A 17,547-nucleotide genomic window follows, 5' to 3' on the forward strand; every position below is an offset into this window, starting at 1 on the left:
GTCGCGCCTCGCCGCGGGTCTTCCCGTCTCGCCTCTCGGGAACCACGGTGACCTGCGGCACGGGCATTCTGCCCATGCCGAGGCGTGTTGGCCAGAGGCGCCACACCCCGGAGGCAAGGTTTCAGGACTCCCACGGTGCCGAAACCCGCCCCGGGTCCCTCAGCCGAGGCGCCCGGCCACCAGGTCCCAGACCGTGTCGGCCAGGGCTTCCTTGGGGCCGTGCGCCACCGGCGTCTCACCGCCCTCGGCGTCCAGCACCACGGCCTCGTTCTCCTCGGAGCCGAAGGTCTTGCGCTCGCCCACCTCGTTGACCACGAGCAGGTCGCAGCCCTTGCGCTTCAGCTTGGCGCGTCCGTTGGCGAGCACGTCGTCCGTCTCCGCGGCGAAGCCGACGACCACCTGCCCGGGGCGGGCCCGGTCGGCGGAGATCTCGGCCAGGATGTCCGGGTTGCGCACCAGGGCGACGGGCTCGGGCTCCCGGCCGTCCTGCTTCTTGATCTTTCCGGCCGCGTACGCCGCGGGGCGGAAGTCGGCGACCGCGGCGGCCATGACCACCGCGTCGGCGTCGGCGGCGGCCCTGAGGACTTCCTCGCGCAGTTGCACGGCGGTCCCGACGGGGACGACGTCCACCCCCGCCGGGTCGGGCAGTCCGGTGTTGGCGGCGATCAGGGTGACCCGTGCGCCCCGCGCTGCGGCGGTCCGGGCGAGCGCGTAGCCCTGCTTGCCGGAGGAGCGGTTGCCGAGGAAGCGGACGGGGTCGAGGGGCTCCCGGGTGCCGCCGGCGCTGACCACGACATGCCGGCCTGCGAGATCGGGCTCGCCGACGCCCCGGGCCAGCACCCGGCGGCAGACCTCGAAGATCTCGCCCGGGTCGGGCAGCCGGCCCTTGCCGCTGTCGGCGCCGGTGAGCCGGCCCACCGCCGGTTCGACGACGACGGCGCCGCGCCGGCGCAAGGTGGCCACGTTCTCCTGTGTGGCCGGGTGCTCCCACATCTCGGTGTGCATGGCGGGGGCGAAGACCACCGGGCAGCGGGCGGTGAGCAGGGTGTTGGTGAGGAGGTCGTCGGCCAGGCCGTGCGCCGCCTTCGCCAGCATGTCCGCGGTGGCCGGGGCGACCACGACCAGATCGGCGTGCTGCCCGATGCGGACGTGCGGCACCTCGTGGACGTCGTCCCACACCTCGGTCGGGACAGGGTGGCCGGAGAGCGCGGACCAGGTGGCGGCGCCGACGAAGTGCAGCGCGGAGGCGGTGGGGACGACGCGGACGTCGTGCCCCGACTCCGTCAGCCTCCTGAGCAGGTCACAGGCCTTGTACGCGGCGATGCCGCCGCTGACGCCCAGAACGACCTTCGGCTTGCCCACGTCTTTCTCCGTCTCTTCCTGGAACAGGACAGCCCTGCGCCCCCACCACACCACAGGCCCGGCAGACATGCTGCCGGGCCTGTGGAAAAGTCGGCCGAAAACCGCTGGTACGACTTTCGGACATGCGACTCACTGCACTACGACGTGCCGAACTGCGACTTACTGGGCGGGGCCCTCAATGGCCTCGGAGGTCAGCAGTCCCGCGTTGATCTCACGCAGGGCGATCGAGAGCGGCTTCTCGTGGACGTGGGTGTCGACGAGGGGGCCGACGTACTCGAGGAGCCCCTCGCCGAGCTGCGAGTAGTACGCGTTGATCTGGCGAGCCCGCTTGGCCGCGTAGATCACGAGGCTGTACTTCGAGTCCGTGGCCTCGAGGAGCTCGTCGATCGGCGGGTTGATGATGCCCTCGGGCGTGGAGATGGAAGAGGACACGCTCTACCTTCCGATGGATGGGAAAGAATCGGTCTGCATGATCGCTGAATGACCGTTGAGGAAACGCTGACGATCACACGACGTTCATCAAGGCTAGCAGCTCGCGGGCCACGTCCTCGACGGAGGTGTTGACCAGGGTCGTGTCGAACTCCGGCTCGGCCGCCAGCTCGGTCTTCGCGGCCTCCAGCCGCCGCTCGACCACCTCGGGCGACTCGGTGCCCCGGCCGGTGAGCCGGCGCACCAGCTCCTCCCAGGAGGGAGGGGCCAGGAAGACCAGCTGGGCCTCGGTCATGGACTCGCGGACCTGGCGGGCGCCCTGGAGGTCGATCTCCAGGAGGACGGGCAGACCCGACTCCAGGTGTTCGAGCACCGCCGCGCGCGGTGTGCCGTAGCGGTTGCCGGCGAACTCGGCCCACTCCAGCAGTTCGCCGTTGGCGATCAGTTTGTCCATCTCGTCGTCGGTGACGAAGAGGTAGTGGACCCCGTCCCGTTCACCGGGGCGCGGCTTGCGGGTCGTCGCCGACACCGAGAGCCAGACCTCGGGGTGCGCCTTGCGCATATGCGCGACGACCGTGCTCTTGCCGACCCCCGAGGGGCCGGAGAGCACGGTCAGCCGCGGACGTACGTCCGGGGGTACGGGGGTCGTCCCCCGGGGTGTTGCAGCCATGCGGCGATTATTCCAGCAATCCCGGTGTGCCCGGGACTCAGGAGCCGGTGCTGCCGAACTCGCGCTCCAGGGAGGCGATCTGGTTCGAACCGAGACCGCGTACGCGGCGGCTCTCGGAGATGCCCAGTCGCTCCATGATCTGCTTGGCGCGGACCTTGCCCACGCCCGGCAGGGACTCGAGCAGGGCGGAGACCTTCATCTTGCCGATGACGTCGTTCTCCTGGCCCTGCTTGATGACCTCGTGCAAGGAGGCGCCGGAGTGCTTGAGTCGATTCTTGACCTCGGCCCGCTCCCGGCGAGCCGCGGCGGCCTTTTCGAGCGCGGCTGCGCGCTGTTCAGGGGTAAGGGGCGGAAGAGCCACGCCTACGTCACCTCGGATGTCGAACTGTCGGATACGGACCGGTGAGGAACCTAGTCGCCCCACACCAGGGGAGCCACGAGCAACACGCTTGCCCGTTCACTCTCCGTCGGAGACTAGCGGCCAACTCCTCCGGAGTCAGCGAGAACAGCGGAAAAGTCCTGGTCAGCCTCCAGGATGGCAGACATTTGCGGGCATAACGACCCTGTTTTCTTTTCGTACGCGGATCCCGGCGGTCCTCTGCGTCCCTCGTCGGAGGCTCAGACCGTCGCCAGGGCCGTCCCGATCTCCTCCGCGAACCGCTCCGTCGCGTCACGCAGCGCGACCACGTCGGCACCGTGGCGCAACACTCCCCGGCTGACGTTCGGCACGACGTTGCGCGCCACCGGGCCGAAGACCGCCGGGAGATCCGCCGCCGTGGCCCCTTGCGCGCCGATGCCGGGCGCGAGCAGCGGACCGTTGATGTCCAGGTCGTACGAGGACAGGTCGCCGAGCGTCGCGCCGACGACCGCGCCGAAGGACCCCAGGGGGGTCTCCCCCGCGTTCTCGGCGGCCAGGTGCCCCAGCATGGTCGCGCCCACGCTGCGCCCGTCGGCCCGTACCGCGTGCTGCACCTCGCCGCCCTCCGGGTTGGAGGTCAGCGCCAGGACGAACAGTCCCGTGCCGCTCTCCCGGGCCAGCGCCACCGCCGGACCCAGCGAGCCGTAGCCGAGGTACGGGGAGACGGTCAGCGCGTCCGAGAACAGCGGGGAGTCCGGATGCAGGAAGGACTCGGCGTAGGCGGCCATGGTGGAGCCGATGTCGCCGCGCTTGGCGTCCATGACGACCAGCGCGCCGGCCGCCCGCGCCTGAGCGACCGTCGTCTCCAGCACCGCGACGCCGCGCGAGCCGAAGCGCTCGAAGAACGCGCTCTGCGGCTTGAGCACGGCGACCCGGTCCGCGACCGCCTCGACGACCGTGCGGCTGAACCGCTCCAGGCCGGCCACGTCGTCGTTCAGGCCCCACTCGGCGAGCAGAGAGGCGTGCGGGTCGATGCCGACGCACAGCGGGCCGCGCGTGTCCATGGCCCGCCGCAGCCGTGTGCCGAAGGGGACCGGTCGTCCGCTCATGCCGTTGTCCTCACGTCGGCGCCCACCGCGTCGGCGAGCGTGGCGTACGTGCTGGTGCGCAGGCGCGCGGCGAGCCCCTTGTGGAGAGTGCGGGCCCAGAGGGGCCCCTCGTAGACGAGGGCGCTGTACCCCTGGACCAGCGTGGCGCCGGCCAGGATGCGCTGCCAGGCGTCCTCGGCGTTCTCGACACCGCCGACGCCGACCAGGGTGATCCGGTCCCCCACACGCGCGTACAGGCGGCGCAGCACCTCGAGGGAGCGTGCCTTCAGGGGGGCGCCGGACAGGCCGCCGGTCTCCTGTACGGCGGCGGGGCCGGACCGCAGGCCGAGCCCCGCGCGCGCGATGGTGGTGTTCGTGGCGATGATCCCGTCCAGACCGAGCTCCACGGCCAGGTCGGCGACCGCGTCGACGTCCTCGTCGGCGAGGTCCGGGGCGATCTTCACCAGCAGCGGCACCCGGCGGGCGGGCACGGCGCGGTCGGCGGCCTCGCGGACGGCGGTGAGCAGCGGGCGCAGATGGTCGGCGGCCTGGAGGTCCCGCAGGCCGGGGGTGTTCGGCGAGGAGACGTTGACGACCAGGTAGTCGGCGTACGGCGCCAGCCGCTCGGCGGACTTCACGTAGTCGGCGACGGCCTCGGCCTCGGGCACGGCCTTGGTCTTGCCGATGTTGACGCCGACGACCGTCCTGAAGACGGGCGTACGGGAGGCCAGGCGGGCTGCCACGGCCAGCGATCCCTCGTTGTTGAAGCCCATGCGGTTGATCAGCGCGCGGTCCGCCACCAGCCGGAACAGCCGCTTCTTCGGGTTGCCGGGCTGCGGCTCGCCGGTCACCGTGCCGATCTCGACGTGGTCGAAGCCGAGCATCGCCATGCCGTCGACGCCGACGGCGTTCTTGTCGAAGCCGGCGGCGAGACCGAAGGGACTGTGCAGGCGCAGCCCGAGGGCCTCGGTGCGCAGTTCCCGGTGGCGGGGCGCGAGCGCGGCGGCGACGAAGGTGCGCAGGCCGGGGACGCGCGCGACGAGACGGATCCAGCGGAAGGCGAGGTGGTGGGCCCGCTCCGGATCCATCCGCTGGAACACCAGGTGGAAGAAGTACTTGTACATGGCTGTGTCCTCGTGAAAGGTCTCGTGAAGAGCCTGACGAACCTGAAGGGCCTCGTGAAGAGGGGGACACCGTTTCCGGTGTCCCCCTCGGGGCCGTCAGTCGCGGGCCGCTGTCAGGTGCTCCGCGTGTTCCTGGAGCGAGCGGACGCCGACCTCGCCGCGGTTGAGGGCGTCGATGCCCTGGACCGCGGCGGCGAGCGCCTGGACCGTCGTCAGGCACGGCACGGAGCGCGCCACGGCGGCCGTACGGATGTCGTAGCCGTCGAGCCGGCCGCCGGTGCCGTACGGCGTGTTGACGATGAGGTCGACCTCACCGTCGTGGATCAGCTGGACGATGGTCTTCTCGCCGTTCGGTCCGGTGCCCTCGGACTGCTTGCGCACCACGGTGGCGTTGATGCCGTTGCGCCTGAGGACCTCGGCGGTGCCGGAGGTGGCGAACAGTTCGAAGCCGTGGGCGACGAGCTCGCGCGCGGGGAAGATCATCGAGCGCTTGTCGCGGTTGGCGACGGAGATGAAGGCGCGGCCCCTGGTGGGCAGCGGCCCGTAGGCGCCCGCCTGCGACTTGGCGTACGCGGTGCCGAAGACGGAGTCGATGCCCATGACCTCGCCGGTGGAGCGCATCTCCGGGCCGAGGACCGTGTCGACGCCGCGGCCGTGGATGTCGCGGAAGCGCGACCAGGGCAGCACGGCCTCCTTGACGGAGATCGGCGCGTCGAGCGGGATGTCGCCGCCGTCGCCCCGGGCCGGGAGCAGGCCCTCCGCCCGGAGCCCGGCGACGGTCGCGCCGAGCGAGATCCGTGCGGCCGCCTTGGCCAGCGGCACCGCGGTCGCCTTCGAGGTGAAGGGGACGGTGCGCGAGGCGCGCGGGTTGGCCTCCAGGACGTAGAGGATGTCGCCGGACAGCGCGAACTGGATGTTGATCAGGCCGCGCACCCCGACGCCGCGTGCGATGGCCTCCGTGGAGGCGCGCAGCCGCTTGATGTCGAAGCCGCCCAGGGTGATCGGGGGCAGGGCGCACGCCGAGTCGCCGGAGTGGATGCCGGCCTCCTCGATGTGCTCCATGACGCCGCCCAGGTAGAGCTCCTCGCCGTCGTAGAGCGCGTCGACGTCGATCTCGATGGCGTCGTCGAGGAAACGGTCGACCAGCACCGGCCGGGAGGGGCTGATCTCGGTCGACTCGGCGATGTAGGAGGCGAGGCGGGTCTCGTCGTAGACGATCTCCATGCCGCGGCCGCCGAGCACGTAGGACGGACGGACGAGGACCGGGTAGCCGATCTCGTCGGCGATGGCCCTGGCCTCGGTGAAGGTGGTGGCGGTGCCGTGCTTGGGGGCCGGCAGGCCGGCCTCCTTGAGGACCTGGCCGAAGGCACCCCGGTCCTCGGCCGCGTGGATGGCCTCGGGGGACGTGCCGACGACCGGTACGCCGTTGTCCTTGAGGGCCTGGGCCAGGCCCAGCGGGGTCTGGCCGCCGAGCTGGACGATCACGCCCGCGACCGGTCCTGCCTGCTGCTCCGCGTGGACGATCTCCAGGACGTCCTCCAGGGTGAGCGGCTCGAAGTACAGCCGGTCGGAGGTGTCGTAGTCGGTGGAGACGGTCTCCGGGTTGCAGTTGACCATCACGGTCTCGTAGCCGCCAGGAGGACTGGGCGCGGCGCTCAGCGCGAAGGAGGCGTGGACGCAGGAGTAGTCGAACTCGATGCCCTGGCCGATGCGGTTCGGGCCGGAGCCCAGGATGATCACCGCGGGCTTCTCGCGCGGGGCGACCTCGGTCTCCTCGTCGTAGGAGGAGTAGAAGTACGGCGTGTTCGCGGCGAACTCGGCGGCGCAGGTGTCGACGGTCTTGTAGACCGGGCGGACGCCGAGGGCGTGCCGGACCTCGCGGACGACGTCCTCGCGCAGGCCGCGGATCTCCGCGACCTGCTGGTCGGAGAAGCCGTGCCGCTTGGCCTCGGCGAGCAGTTCGGTGGTCAGCTCGGGCGCCTCGGACAGCTCGTCGGCGATCTCCTTGATGAGGAAGAGCTGGTCGACGAACCAGGGGTCGATCTTCGTGGCGTCGAAGACCTCCTCGGGGGTGGCGCCCGCGCGGATGGCCTGCATGACGGTGTTGATGCGGCCGTCGGTCGGGCGGACGGACTCGCCCAGCAGCTCGGCCTTGTCGCCGGGCTCGCCGACGAAGGTGAACTGGCTGCCCTTCTTCTCCAGCGAGCGCAGCGCCTTCTGGAACGCCTCGGTGAAGTTGCGGCCGATGGCCATGGCCTCGCCGACCGACTTCATCGTGGTGGTGAGGGTGGAGTCGGCGCTCGGGAACTTCTCGAAGGCGAACCGCGGCGCCTTGACGACCACGTAGTCGAGGGTCGGCTCGAAGGAGGCCGGGGTCTCCTTCGTGATGTCGTTGGGGATCTCGTCGAGGGTGTAGCCGACGGCGAGCTTGGCGGCGATCTTGGCAATGGGGAAACCGGTCGCCTTGGAGGCCAGCGCCGAGGACCGTGACACGCGCGGGTTCATCTCGATGACGATCACCCGGCCGTCCTCCGGGTTCACCGCGAACTGGATGTTGCAGCCGCCGGTGTCCACGCCGACCTCGCGGATGACGGCGATGCCGATGTCCCGCAGGGTCTGGTACTCGCGGTCGGTCAGGGTCATCGCGGGGGCGACGGTGATGGAGTCGCCGGTGTGCACGCCCATGGGGTCGAAGTTCTCGATGGAGCAGACGACCACGACGTTGTCGTGCTTGTCGCGCATCAGCTCCAGCTCGTACTCCTTCCAGCCGAGGATGGACTCCTCGAGGAGCACCTCGGTGGTCGGCGAGAGGGTGAGCCCCTGTCCGGCGATGCGGCGCAGCTCGTCCTCGTCGTGGGCGAAGCCGGAGCCGGCGCCGCCCATGGTGAAGGAGGGGCGGACCACGACCGGGTAGCCGCCGAGCTCGTCGACGCCGGCCAGGACCTCGTCCATGGTGTGGCAGATGACCGAACGGGCGGACTCGCCGTGTCCGATCTTCCCGCGGACGGCCTCCACGACCTCCTTGAACAGGTCGCGGTCCTCGCCCTTGTTGATGGCCTCCACGTTGGCGCCGATCAGCTCGACGCCGTACTTGTCCAGGACCCCGTTCTCGGCCAGCGAGATCGCGGTGTTCAGGGCCGTCTGACCGCCCAGGGTGGGCAGCAGGGCGTCCGGCCGCTCCTTGGCGATGATCTTCTCGACGAACTCGGGGGTGATCGGTTCGACGTAGGTGGCGTCGGCGATCTCCGGATCGGTCATGATCGTCGCCGGGTTGGAGTTGACCAGGACGACCCGCAGGCCCTCGGCCTTCAGTACCCGGCACGCCTGGGTGCCGGAGTAGTCGAACTCGGCGGCCTGGCCGATGACGATCGGGCCGGAGCCGATGACCAGGACGGACTGGATATCGGTGCGCTTAGGCACGCTGGCCCTCCATCAGGGAAACGAAGCGGTCGAACAGGTAGGCGGCGTCGTGCGGCCCCGCTGCCGCTTCCGGGTGGTACTGGACGCTGAAGGCCGGTTTGTCGAGCAGCCGGAGCCCTTCCACCACGTTGTCGTTGAGGCAGACGTGGGACACCTCGGCGCGGCCGAACGGGGTGTCGGAGACCTTGTCGAGGGGGGCGTCGACGGCGAAGCCGTGGTTGTGCGCGGTGACCTCGACCTTGCCCGTGGTGCGGTCCTGGACCGGCTGGTTGATGCCGCGGTGGCCGTACTTCAGCTTGTAGGTGCCGAAGCCGAGGGCGCGGCCGAGGATCTGGTTGCCGAAGCAGATCCCGAACAGCGGGGTGCCGCGCTCCAGGACGGACCGCATCACGGAGACGGGGTGGTCGGCGGTGGCGGGATCACCGGGTCCGTTGGAGAAGAACACGCCGTCGGGGTCGAGGGCGTGGACGTCGTCGGCGGTCGCGGTGGCGGGCAGGACGTGCACCTCGATGCCGCGCTCGGCCATCCGGTGCGGGGTCATGCCCTTGATGCCGAGGTCGACGGCGGCGACGGTGAACCGTTTCTCGCCGACGGCGGGGACGACGTACGGCTCGGCGGTGGCGACCTCGGCGGCGAGGTCGGCGCCCTTCATCCCGGGCGTTTCCCGGACCTCGGCCAGCAGTGCGGCGTCGTCGCGTACGGCGTCGCCGCTGAAGATGCCGACGCGCATGGCGCCCCGCTCGCGCAGGTGCCGGGTGAGGGCGCGGGTGTCGATGCCGCTGATGCCGACGACGCCCTGGGCGGCGAGTTCCTCGTCCAGGGAGCGGCGGGAGCGCCAGTTGGACGGCACGCGCGCGGGGTCGCGCACGACGTAGCCGGCGACCCAGATCCGCCGGGACTCGGGGTCCTCGTCGTTGACGCCGGTGTTGCCGACGTGCGGGGCGGTCATGACCACGACCTGGCGGTGGTAGGACGGGTCGGTGAGGGTCTCCTGGTAGCCGGTCATGCCGGTGGAGAACACCGCTTCGCCGAAGGTCTCCCCCACTGCCCCGTAGGCGCGGCCGCGGAAGACCCGGCCGTCCTCCAGGACGAGTACGGCGGGAAGCACCTTCTCGCGAGAGGCGGTTCCCCGGGTGGAGGTTGTCATCGTTCGGCGCCTTCCGTCGTGACGTCTGTGACGTTCGTCTTGCTCATGGAGTTGATGGCCTCGACCCACTCGGTGTGCTCGGCCGCCCGGTCGAAGCGGAAGCCGGAGTCGATCAGCCGCTCGCCGTGCGCCCAGGTGACGACCAGCAGTCCGCCCTCGGTGAGCACCTTGCCGGCGATGCCCTTGTCGAGCCGGGCCCCGCGCAGCGCGTCGGCCGGGACGAAGAAGTCGCCGGCTCCGGGGCGCACGGCGTCCAGGCCCGCGTCGGTGAGGGTGACCTCCGCGCGGCTACGGGTGCCCAGGCCGTGCGCCACGATGCGGTCGAGCCACTGACCGGCGGTGGTGGAGCCGTGGTAGCGGCCGCTCGCGCTGAGTTTCGCCCGGCCGGGAGTGTCCGGGGCCGTGGGCAGTTCGGGCAGGTCGCCCTGGAGGGTGCCGCGCCACTTCCAGCCCTCGCGCATCAGCCAGTAGACGAGCGCGACGAAGAGGGCGAGTCCGACCACCCAGCCGATCCGGGCGGCCCAGTCGGTCACTTCCGCCGATTCCTTCTCGGCGGCCAGCAGGATTACAGGTGTCACGTGAGCTTCCCGTCGATGAGCGTGGCCGTGCCCCGGAGCCAGGTGTGCGTGACACGGCCCGGCAGCTCACGGCCCTCGTACGGGGTGTTGCGGCTGCGCGAGGCGAAGCCCGCGGGGTCCACGGAACCACGGTATGCCGTGTCGACGAGCATGAGGTTGGCGGGCTCACCTGCCGAGACGGGCCGGCCGTGGCCCTCGGCCCGTCCGATGCGCGCGGGAGCGAAGGACATCCGGTCCGCGACCCCGGCCCAGTCCAGCAGCCCCGTGTCCACCATGGTCTCCTGGACCACCGACAGCGCCGTCTCCAGGCCGACCATGCCCATGGCCGCGGCGGCCCACTCGCAGTCCTTGTCCTCGTGCGGGTGCGGGGCGTGGTCGGTGGCGACGATGTCGATCGTGCCGTCGGCGAGCGCCTCGCGCAGCGCGTGGACGTCCCGCTCGGTGCGCAGCGGCGGGTTGACCTTGTAGACCGGGTTGTACGAACGCACCAGCTCGTCGGTGAGGAGCAGGTGGTGCGGGGTGACCTCGGCGGTGACGTCGATACCGCGGGACTTGGCCCAGCGGACGATCTCGACGCTGCCCGCGGTCGACAGGTGGCAGATGTGGACGCGGGAGCCGACGTGCTCGGCGAGCAGCACGTCCCGGGCGATGATCGACTCCTCGGCGACGGCCGGCCAGCCGCCCAGCCCCAGCTCGGCCGAGACGACGCCCTCGTTCATCTGGGCGCCCTCGGTCAGCCGGGGCTCCTGGGCGTGCTGGGCGACGACCCCGTCGAAGGCCTTCACGTACTCCAGGGCGCGCCGCATGATCACGGCGTCGTGGACGCACTTGCCGTCGTCGGAGAAGACGGTGACGCCGGCCGCGGACTCGTGCATGGCACCCAGTTCGGCGAGCGTGCTGCCCTCCAGGCCGACGGTGACGGCGCCGACGGGACGTACGTCGCAGTAGCCGTGCTCCCTGCCGAGCCGCCAGACCTGCTCGACGACGCCGGCGGTGTCGGCGACGGGGAAGGTGTTGGCCATGGCGAACACGGCGGTGTAGCCCCCGCTCGCCGCCGCGCGGGTACCGGTCAGCACGGTCTCGGAGTCCTCGCGGCCGGGCTCGCGCAGATGGGTGTGCAGGTCGACCAGGCCGGGCAGCAGCACCTTGCCGTGGGCCTCGACGACGGTCACCTCCTGCGCCTCTCCGGCAGGGCCGGCGCCCTCGGCGCTCAGCCCGGTGCCGACGGCCACGACGGTCCCGCCGTCGATCAGCACGTCCTGCGGGTCGCCGCCGAGCACCTTCGCACCGCGGATCAGGGTCTTGCTCATCGTGTTACTTCTCCTCCGTGGTGCGGGCGGGTGCGGCGGCGGGTTCGTTGCCCCCGAGCAGCAGGTACAGGACGGCCATCCGGATGGAGACCCCGTTGGTGACCTGCTCGACGACGGTGCAGCGCTCGGAGTCGGCCACCTCGGCGGTGATCTCCATGCCGCGGACCATGGGGCCGGGGTGCATCACGATCGCGTGCTCGGGCATCCTCCGCATGCGTTCGCCGTCGAGGCCGTAGCGCCGTGAGTACTCGCGCTCGGTCGGGAAGAACGCGGCCTTCATCCGCTCGCGCTGCACCCGCAGCATCATCACCGCGTCGGACTTGGGCAGGGTCCGGTCGAGGTCGTAGGAGACCTCGCAGGGCCAGGCCTCGACGCCGACCGGCAGCAGGGTCGGCGGGGCGACGAGGGTGACCTCCGCACCGAGGGTGTGCAGCAGGTCGACGTTGGAGCGGGCGACCCGGCTGTGCAGGACGTCGCCGACGAGCGTGATGCGCCGTCCGGAGAGGTCCTGGCCGATCCCGGTGTCCCGGCCGACGAGCCGGCGCCGCATGGTGAAGGCGTCGAGCAGGGCCTGGGTGGGGTGCTGGTGGGTGCCGTCGCCGGCGTTGATGACGTGCGCGTCGATCCAGCCGGAGGTGGCCAGCCGGTACGGGGCCCCGGAGGCGCCGTGCCGGATGACGACGGCGTCGACGCCCATGGCCTCCAGGGTCTGGGCGGTGTCCTTGAGGGACTCGCCCTTGGAGACGCTGGAACCCTTGGCGGTGAAGTTGATGACGTCCGCGGACAGCCGCTTCTCGGCGGCCTCGAAGGAGATCCTGGTCCGGGTGGAGTCCTCGAAGAAGAGGTTGACGACGGTCCGGCCGCGCAGGGTCGGAAGTTTCTTGATCGGCCGGTCGGCGACCCGGGCCATCTCCTCGGCGGTGTCGAGGATCAGGACGGCGTCGTCGCGGGTGAGGTCGGCGGCCGAGATGAGATGACGCTGCATCTGTCAGGCTCCGTAGGGCAGTTCAACAGGAAGAACGTGACAATCCGGGCAGCCGGGCGCAGGGTGACGCCCCGGGCCGGTGCGCGCGGGTGGCGTGCGCCCGGATCGCTACGGGGAGGGCTGCTTGGCACCGAGCAGCACGGTGTCGCGACCGTCCTCCTCGGCGAGCAGGACCTTGACCGTCTCCCGCAACGACGTGGGGAGGTTCTTGCCGACGTAGTCGGCGCGGATGGGCAGTTCGCGGTGGCCGCGGTCGACGAGGACGGCGAGCTGCACCGCGCGCGGGCGCCCGATGTCGTTCAGCGCGTCGAGGGCTGCGCGGATGGTGCGCCCGGAGAAGAGCACGTCGTCCACCAGGACGACCAGGCGGCCGTCGATGCCGTCGCCGGGGATCTCGGTGCGGGCCAGCGCGCGCGGGGGGTGCATGCGCAGGTCGTCGCGGTACATGGTGATGTCGAGCGAGCCGGCCGGGACCTTGCGCTCGGTGACCTGCTCGAGCTTGGCGGCGAGCCGCTGGGCGAGGAAGACGCCCCGGGTCGGAATGCCGAGGAGCACCACGTCGTCGGCGCCCTTGGCGCGCTCGACGATCTCGTGGGCGATGCGGGTCAGTACCCGCGCGATGTCGGGGCCCTCGAGAACGGGCCGCGCATCGGAGTGCGTGTCCATGTGAACGGACCTCCTTCTCCGCCTCACGGGACGGACCTTAAAGGACGTCGGATGTACAGCGGCCACGCTACCAGGCCGGGGAACGACACCCCCGGTACCCCCTCCCGCCGACGCCGGTCAGTCCTTCGGCGCAACGGTTCCGGCCGGTCCCGGAGGAGTCGGTGTGGACCGTTCGGCTTGACGGACGAGAGTAACTCTGCGTAACCTCACAGTGAGTTACCAGCCGCGCGGCCCGGAAACCATGCCGGCCGCGTCGACACAGTGCCGGGGAGCTATATGTCCAGCGAATACGCCAAACAGCTCGGGGCCAAGCTCCGCGCGATCCGCACCCAGCAGGGCCTTTCCCTCCACGGTGTCGAGGAGAAGTCCCAGGGCCGCTGGAAGGCGGTCGTGGTCGGTTCGTACGAGCGCGGCGACCGCGCAGTGACCGTGCAGCGTCTTGCCGAGCTGGCGGACTTCTACGGCGTTCCGGTGCAGGAACTGCTTCCGGGCACTACGCCGGGCGGCGCCGCCGAGCCGCCGCCGAAGCTGGTCCTCGACCTGGAGCGGCTGGCCACGGTGCCGCCGGAGAAGGCCGGCCCGCTGCAGCGGTACGCGGCGACGATCCAGTCCCAGCGCGGCGACTACAACGGCAAGGTGCTCTCGATCCGCCAGGACGACCTGCGCACGCTCGCCGTGATCTACGACCAGTCGCCCTCGGTTCTCACCGAGCAGCTGATCAGCTGGGGTGTGCTGGACGCGGACGCGCGCCGCGCGGTCGCCTCGCACGACGAGGGCTGATCGCACCACCGCCCGAGCAGAAACGTACCGCCGGGGTGCCCCGACCTGCAGAGGCCGGGGCACCCCGGCGGCGTTCGTCCGGCGGTGGTTCCGCGGGCCCAGGATGCCGCACGGGCCCGGGGACAGCCCCCGGACACACCGGAGGGCCCGCAGCGGTCGCGCTGCGGGCCCTCCGGCGTGTCGGTGCCGGTCCGTGGCCTGCGCCGGCTCAGGCCCCGTCGCGGCGCAGCGAGGGCTTGAGCTCCTTGAACCGGCCGAGGAGGCCGTTGACGAACGAGGGCGACTCGTCCGTGGAGAACTCCTTCGCCAGCTGCACCATCTCGTCGAGCACGACGGCGTCCGGGGTCTCGTCGACCCAGACCAGCTCGTAGGCACCGAGACGCAGGATGTTGCGGTCGACGACCGGCATACGGTCCAGGGTCCAGCCGACCGAGTACTGGGAGATCAGCTCGTCGATGCGCGTCGCGTGCTGCGCGTACCCCTCGACCAGCTGCATCGTGTACTCGCTCACCGGCGGTTGCCGGGTGTCGGACCGGGAGTGCCGGACCCAGTCCGCGAGGACCGTCAGGACGTCGGCGCCGCGCTGGTCGCCTTCGAAGAGGATCTGGAAGGCGCGCTTGCGGGCCGTGTTGCGGGCAGCCACGGTTAGCTGTTCACCCGGCCGAGGTAGTCGCTCGTACGGGTGTCGACCTTGATCTTCTCACCGGTGGTGATGAAGAGCGGGACCTGGATCTGGTGCCCGGTCTCCAGTGTGGCCGGCTTGGTGCCGCCCGTGGAGCGGTCGCCCTGGACGCCCGGCTCGGTCTCGGCGATGGTCAGCTCGACGGCGGCCGGAAGCTCGACGAAGAGCACCTCGCCCTCGTGCTGCGCGACGGTGGCCTCGAAACCCTCGATGAGGAAGTTGGCGGCGTCGCCGACGGCCTTGCGGTCGACGTGCAGCTGGTCGTAGGTCTCCATGTCCATGAAGACGAAGTAGTCGCCGTCCATGTAGGAGAACTGCATGTCCCGCTTGTCGACGGTGGCCGTTTCGACCTTCACACCGGCGTTGAAGGTCTTGTCGACGGTCTTGCCGGAAAGCACGTTCTTGAGCTTGGTGCGCACGAAAGCCGGGCCCTTGCCGGGCTTGACGTGCTGGAACTCGACGACGGACCAGAGCTGGCCACCGTCGAGCTTGAGCACCATGCCGTTCTTGAGGTCGTTCGTGGAAGCCACGTTGCGCAATCTCCTGGACTGACGTGAGACGACTCGGGGCCGGCACCCGGCGCGAAGCTAGAGCGCCAGCAGCTCCTTGGTCGTGATGGTGAGTAGCTCGGGTCCGCCGTCCGCCTCGGGGCGTACGACGAGCGTGTCATCGATCCGGACGCCGCCCCGGCCCGGGAGGTGGACCCCCGGTTCGACGGTGACCGGCACACAAGCGTCCAGTTTACCCATGGCTCCGGGGGACAATTGAGGGTCCTCGTCGATTTCGAGTCCGACCCCGTGTCCGGTGAGCGACGGAAGGGCCGCGGCGTACCCCGCGCTGTCCAGTACCTGGCGGGCCGCGTGATCCACGTCACGGCAGGCGGCGCCGGGTACGAGGGACTCCCGGCCGGCCCGCTGAGCGGTGAAGACGAGGTCGTACAGCTCGATCTGCCAGTCCGCGGGAGCGGTGCCGATGACGAACGTGCGGCCGATCTCGCAGCGGTACCCGCGGTAGGTGGCGCCGAGACAGACGGAGAGGAAGTCGCCCTCCTCCACCCGCCGGTCGGTGGGCCGGTGACCGGGCCGCCCGGCGTTCGGGCCGGTGGCGACGGAGGTGGCGAAGGCGGGACCGTCGGCGCCGTGGTCGACCAGGCGGCGCTCCAGTTCCAGTGCGAGATGGCGTTCGGTGCGGCCGACGAGGATGGACTCCAGCAGCTCCCCGAGGGCCTGGTCGGCGATCTCCGCGCTGATGCGCAGACAGGAGATCTCCTCCTCGTCCTTGACCACCCGGAGCTGCTCGACGGCGCTGCCGACGCCTGCCAGGCGCAGTCCGGGGGCGGCCGAGCGGAGGGCTCGGTGCCGGATCACGGTGAGGTGGTGCTCCTCGACGGCGAGGGAGTCGGCGCCCCCGGCGGCGGCGAGCCCGGCGGCCGCCACGGCGGGATCACCCCCGGAGCCGGGCACGACGTGCACCCGCAGCGCCTCGGCGGGCCGGGTCTGCGGGGAACGGTCGTCGGGCGGCCCGGCGCACAGCAGGAGGTCCTCGGCGGGGCCCAGCAGCAGCACGGCGCCTTCGGGGGCGGCGCCCGCGAGATAGCGCACATTGGCGGGCCGGGTGACCAGCGCCGCCGCGCTGCCTCCCGCGTTGCAGCATTCCCTCAGCCGCCTCCGGCGGAGCACGTACACCTCAGACATGTCACGAGCCTATGAGCGGTGGCCGAAAACCGCCGTTCGAGAGGGCCGAGTGGGCGGCGGTGTGCGGCGCCGCACGGCGGTGTCCCGGGCAGATCGGGGGCGGGCCGTCGGCCCTGTGTGCGGTATCGGCGTTCGTGGCCCGCCGGGGCCGCTGCTGCCGTGTCCGGCGAAAGCGGGGGCGGCACCCCGGCCGGTGGCACGGCTGGGGCTGTCCGGTGCGGGGCAGCCGGCGGCGCGGCTGTCGCGCCGGGGCGGTCGCCGCCGGTGGCTCACCAGGACGGCGGGCTGGCGATGGACCTGGCGAGGACGTCGTCCAGGACGGCGGCCGTTTCCGGTATGCCGAGCTGGGAGTTGTCGATGATCGGGAGGCCCGAGCCGTACCAGCCGGCCATGCGGCCGTGGATGCGGGCCACCTCCTCGTCGCCGAGGCGGCGGTTGCCGGACCGTTCGGCGTTGCGTTCCAGGACGATGTCCAGACCGGGCAGCAGCACGACCGGCAGCAGGCCCGGCCCCACATGCCGTTTCCAGCCACCGAGGCCGACGACCGGGCGGTCGGGGAAGACCGCGTCGTCGAGGATGCAGGAGATCCCGTTGGCGAGGAAGTTGCGCGCGGCGAAGCCGCAGGTACGGCGCGCCAGGCGGTACTGCGCCTCCGAGTGGTCGTTCCACCCGGTCTGCGGGTCGGCGAAGCCGGACCGCACCCACTCGCGTACGTCGTCCAGGCTGATGTGCGCGGTCGGCACCCGGCGGTGGTCCGCCCAGTACTTGGCGACGCTGGTCTTCCCGGCGCCCGCGGGGCCTATGAGCAGGACCGCGAGGGTCGTACCGGCCGGGTCGGGGGCCGCGGGGGCCTGCGGGACGCTGGGCATGGCGACGGGGCCGCCCGGCGGCAGCGGCAGATGTCCGGTGGTCTCCGGCGGCGGATGCGGGGCGCCCGCGGGCTGCGGCGTCGGTCCGGACGGGGGCGCGGGGTAGCCGGGGGCCGGCGGCGGCACGGGCACCGGGACGGACCCCTGGCGCGGTCCCGGATGGTGTGCGGCCGGTGACCAACTGTCGGCCGGTCCGTGCCCCGGTCGGTGGGGCGGCGGCAGCGGAGAACCCCCTGCATGCTGCATCCGGTGCCACTCCGTCTCGGTCTGCTGGGCTCGGTTCACTCGCCGCAGGCGACAAGCACTGACGGCAGGGGGATCCCCCCGCGCTCTCCGACAGCCTAGAGCGTCGGAGCGACTGTTCGAACGAGTACCGCCCCTGCCG

Annotated in this window: 17 protein-coding genes; 1 reads left to right on the plus strand and 16 read right to left on the minus strand. The window is 71.3% G+C overall.

Annotation, left to right across the window (positions count from 1 at the left end; translation table 11 throughout):
* Positions 1-159: 159 nt before the first annotated feature.
* The 12 genes from coaBC to pyrR form a co-directional block, all read right to left on the minus strand.
* On the minus strand, positions 160-1,362 hold the full coding sequence (gene coaBC / locus TU30_RS25425) for a bifunctional phosphopantothenoylcysteine decarboxylase/phosphopantothenate--cysteine ligase CoaBC (RefSeq protein ID WP_042174041.1): 1,203 nt from the start codon (positions 1,360-1,362) through the stop codon (positions 160-162).
* A 159-nt stretch (positions 1,363-1,521) separates the two neighbouring features.
* The gene (gene rpoZ / locus TU30_RS25430; RefSeq protein ID WP_028814064.1) at positions 1,522-1,794 is read right to left on the minus strand and encodes a DNA-directed RNA polymerase subunit omega; all 273 of its coding nucleotides are present in this window, start codon (positions 1,792-1,794) and stop codon (positions 1,522-1,524) included.
* Positions 1,795-1,867: 73 nt separating this feature from the next.
* A complete protein-coding gene (gene gmk, locus TU30_RS25435) occupies positions 1,868-2,461 on the minus strand; it encodes a guanylate kinase (RefSeq protein WP_042174044.1) in 594 nt (197 codons plus the stop codon).
* 37 nt (positions 2,462-2,498) lie between these two features.
* Positions 2,499-2,822: an integration host factor gene (locus tag TU30_RS25440; RefSeq protein WP_003977346.1), complete on the minus strand. Its 324-nt coding sequence runs from the start codon at positions 2,820-2,822 to the stop codon at positions 2,499-2,501.
* Positions 2,823-3,079: 257 nt separating this feature from the next.
* On the minus strand, positions 3,080-3,928 hold the full coding sequence (pyrF, locus tag TU30_RS25445; protein ID WP_042174049.1) for an orotidine-5'-phosphate decarboxylase: 849 nt from the start codon (positions 3,926-3,928) through the stop codon (positions 3,080-3,082).
* Positions 3,925-5,031, minus strand: coding sequence for a quinone-dependent dihydroorotate dehydrogenase (locus tag TU30_RS25450; protein WP_042174051.1), 1,107 nt, complete (start codon positions 5,029-5,031; stop codon positions 3,925-3,927). The genes pyrF and TU30_RS25450 overlap by 4 nt, the downstream gene beginning before the upstream one ends.
* Before the next feature lie 96 nt (positions 5,032-5,127).
* Positions 5,128-8,451: a carbamoyl-phosphate synthase large subunit gene (carB, locus tag TU30_RS25455; RefSeq protein WP_042174053.1), complete on the minus strand. Its 3,324-nt coding sequence runs from the start codon at positions 8,449-8,451 to the stop codon at positions 5,128-5,130.
* Positions 8,444-9,598: a glutamine-hydrolyzing carbamoyl-phosphate synthase small subunit gene (gene carA, locus TU30_RS25460; RefSeq protein ID WP_042174055.1), complete on the minus strand. Its 1,155-nt coding sequence runs from the start codon at positions 9,596-9,598 to the stop codon at positions 8,444-8,446. Before carA ends, carB begins: the two co-directional genes overlap by 8 nt.
* Complete coding sequence (locus TU30_RS25465) at positions 9,595-10,176, minus strand: hypothetical protein (protein ID WP_078878509.1); 582 nt, start codon at positions 10,174-10,176, stop codon at positions 9,595-9,597. The genes carA and TU30_RS25465 overlap by 4 nt, the downstream gene beginning before the upstream one ends.
* Complete coding sequence (locus tag TU30_RS25470; protein WP_042174059.1) at positions 10,173-11,486, minus strand: dihydroorotase; 1,314 nt, start codon at positions 11,484-11,486, stop codon at positions 10,173-10,175. Before TU30_RS25470 ends, TU30_RS25465 begins: the two co-directional genes overlap by 4 nt.
* A 4-nt stretch (positions 11,487-11,490) precedes the next feature.
* Positions 11,491-12,471 (minus strand): aspartate carbamoyltransferase catalytic subunit, encoded by a 981-nt coding sequence (locus TU30_RS25475; protein ID WP_042174061.1) that lies wholly within the window; start codon positions 12,469-12,471, stop codon positions 11,491-11,493.
* 108 nt (positions 12,472-12,579) lie between these two features.
* On the minus strand, positions 12,580-13,137 hold the full coding sequence (gene pyrR / locus TU30_RS25480; protein ID WP_042174063.1) for a bifunctional pyr operon transcriptional regulator/uracil phosphoribosyltransferase PyrR: 558 nt from the start codon (positions 13,135-13,137) through the stop codon (positions 12,580-12,582).
* A gap of 276 nt (positions 13,138-13,413) precedes the next feature.
* Between pyrR and bldD the strand changes: the two genes are divergently transcribed.
* Positions 13,414-13,917 carry a transcriptional regulator BldD gene (gene bldD / locus TU30_RS25485; protein ID WP_042174065.1) on the plus strand — a complete coding sequence of 168 codons (504 nt, stop codon included), beginning with the start codon at positions 13,414-13,416 and terminating at the stop codon, positions 13,915-13,917.
* Positions 13,918-14,125: 208 nt separating this feature from the next.
* On the opposite strand, the gene nusB is transcribed toward bldD, so the two are convergent.
* From nusB to TU30_RS25505, 4 genes are all read right to left on the minus strand, one after another.
* Positions 14,126-14,560 (minus strand): transcription antitermination factor NusB, encoded by a 435-nt coding sequence (gene nusB / locus TU30_RS25490; protein ID WP_042174068.1) that lies wholly within the window; start codon positions 14,558-14,560, stop codon positions 14,126-14,128.
* Positions 14,561-14,562: 2 nt separating this feature from the next.
* Positions 14,563-15,129: an elongation factor P gene (efp, locus tag TU30_RS25495; protein ID WP_042174070.1), complete on the minus strand. Its 567-nt coding sequence runs from the start codon at positions 15,127-15,129 to the stop codon at positions 14,563-14,565.
* Between the two features lie 57 nt (positions 15,130-15,186).
* On the minus strand, positions 15,187-16,293 hold the full coding sequence (locus tag TU30_RS25500) for an aminopeptidase P family protein (RefSeq protein WP_042174072.1): 1,107 nt from the start codon (positions 16,291-16,293) through the stop codon (positions 15,187-15,189).
* 269 nt (positions 16,294-16,562) lie between these two features.
* The gene (locus tag TU30_RS25505; protein ID WP_042174074.1) at positions 16,563-17,408 is read right to left on the minus strand and encodes a Pro-rich N-terminal domain-containing protein; all 846 of its coding nucleotides are present in this window, start codon (positions 17,406-17,408) and stop codon (positions 16,563-16,565) included.
* Positions 17,409-17,547 lie beyond the last annotated feature (139 nt).

The organism is Streptomyces sp. NBRC 110035 (genome assembly GCF_000829695.1).
In the GTDB taxonomy this organism is placed as follows: Bacteria; Actinomycetota; Actinomycetes; order Streptomycetales; family Streptomycetaceae; genus Streptomyces.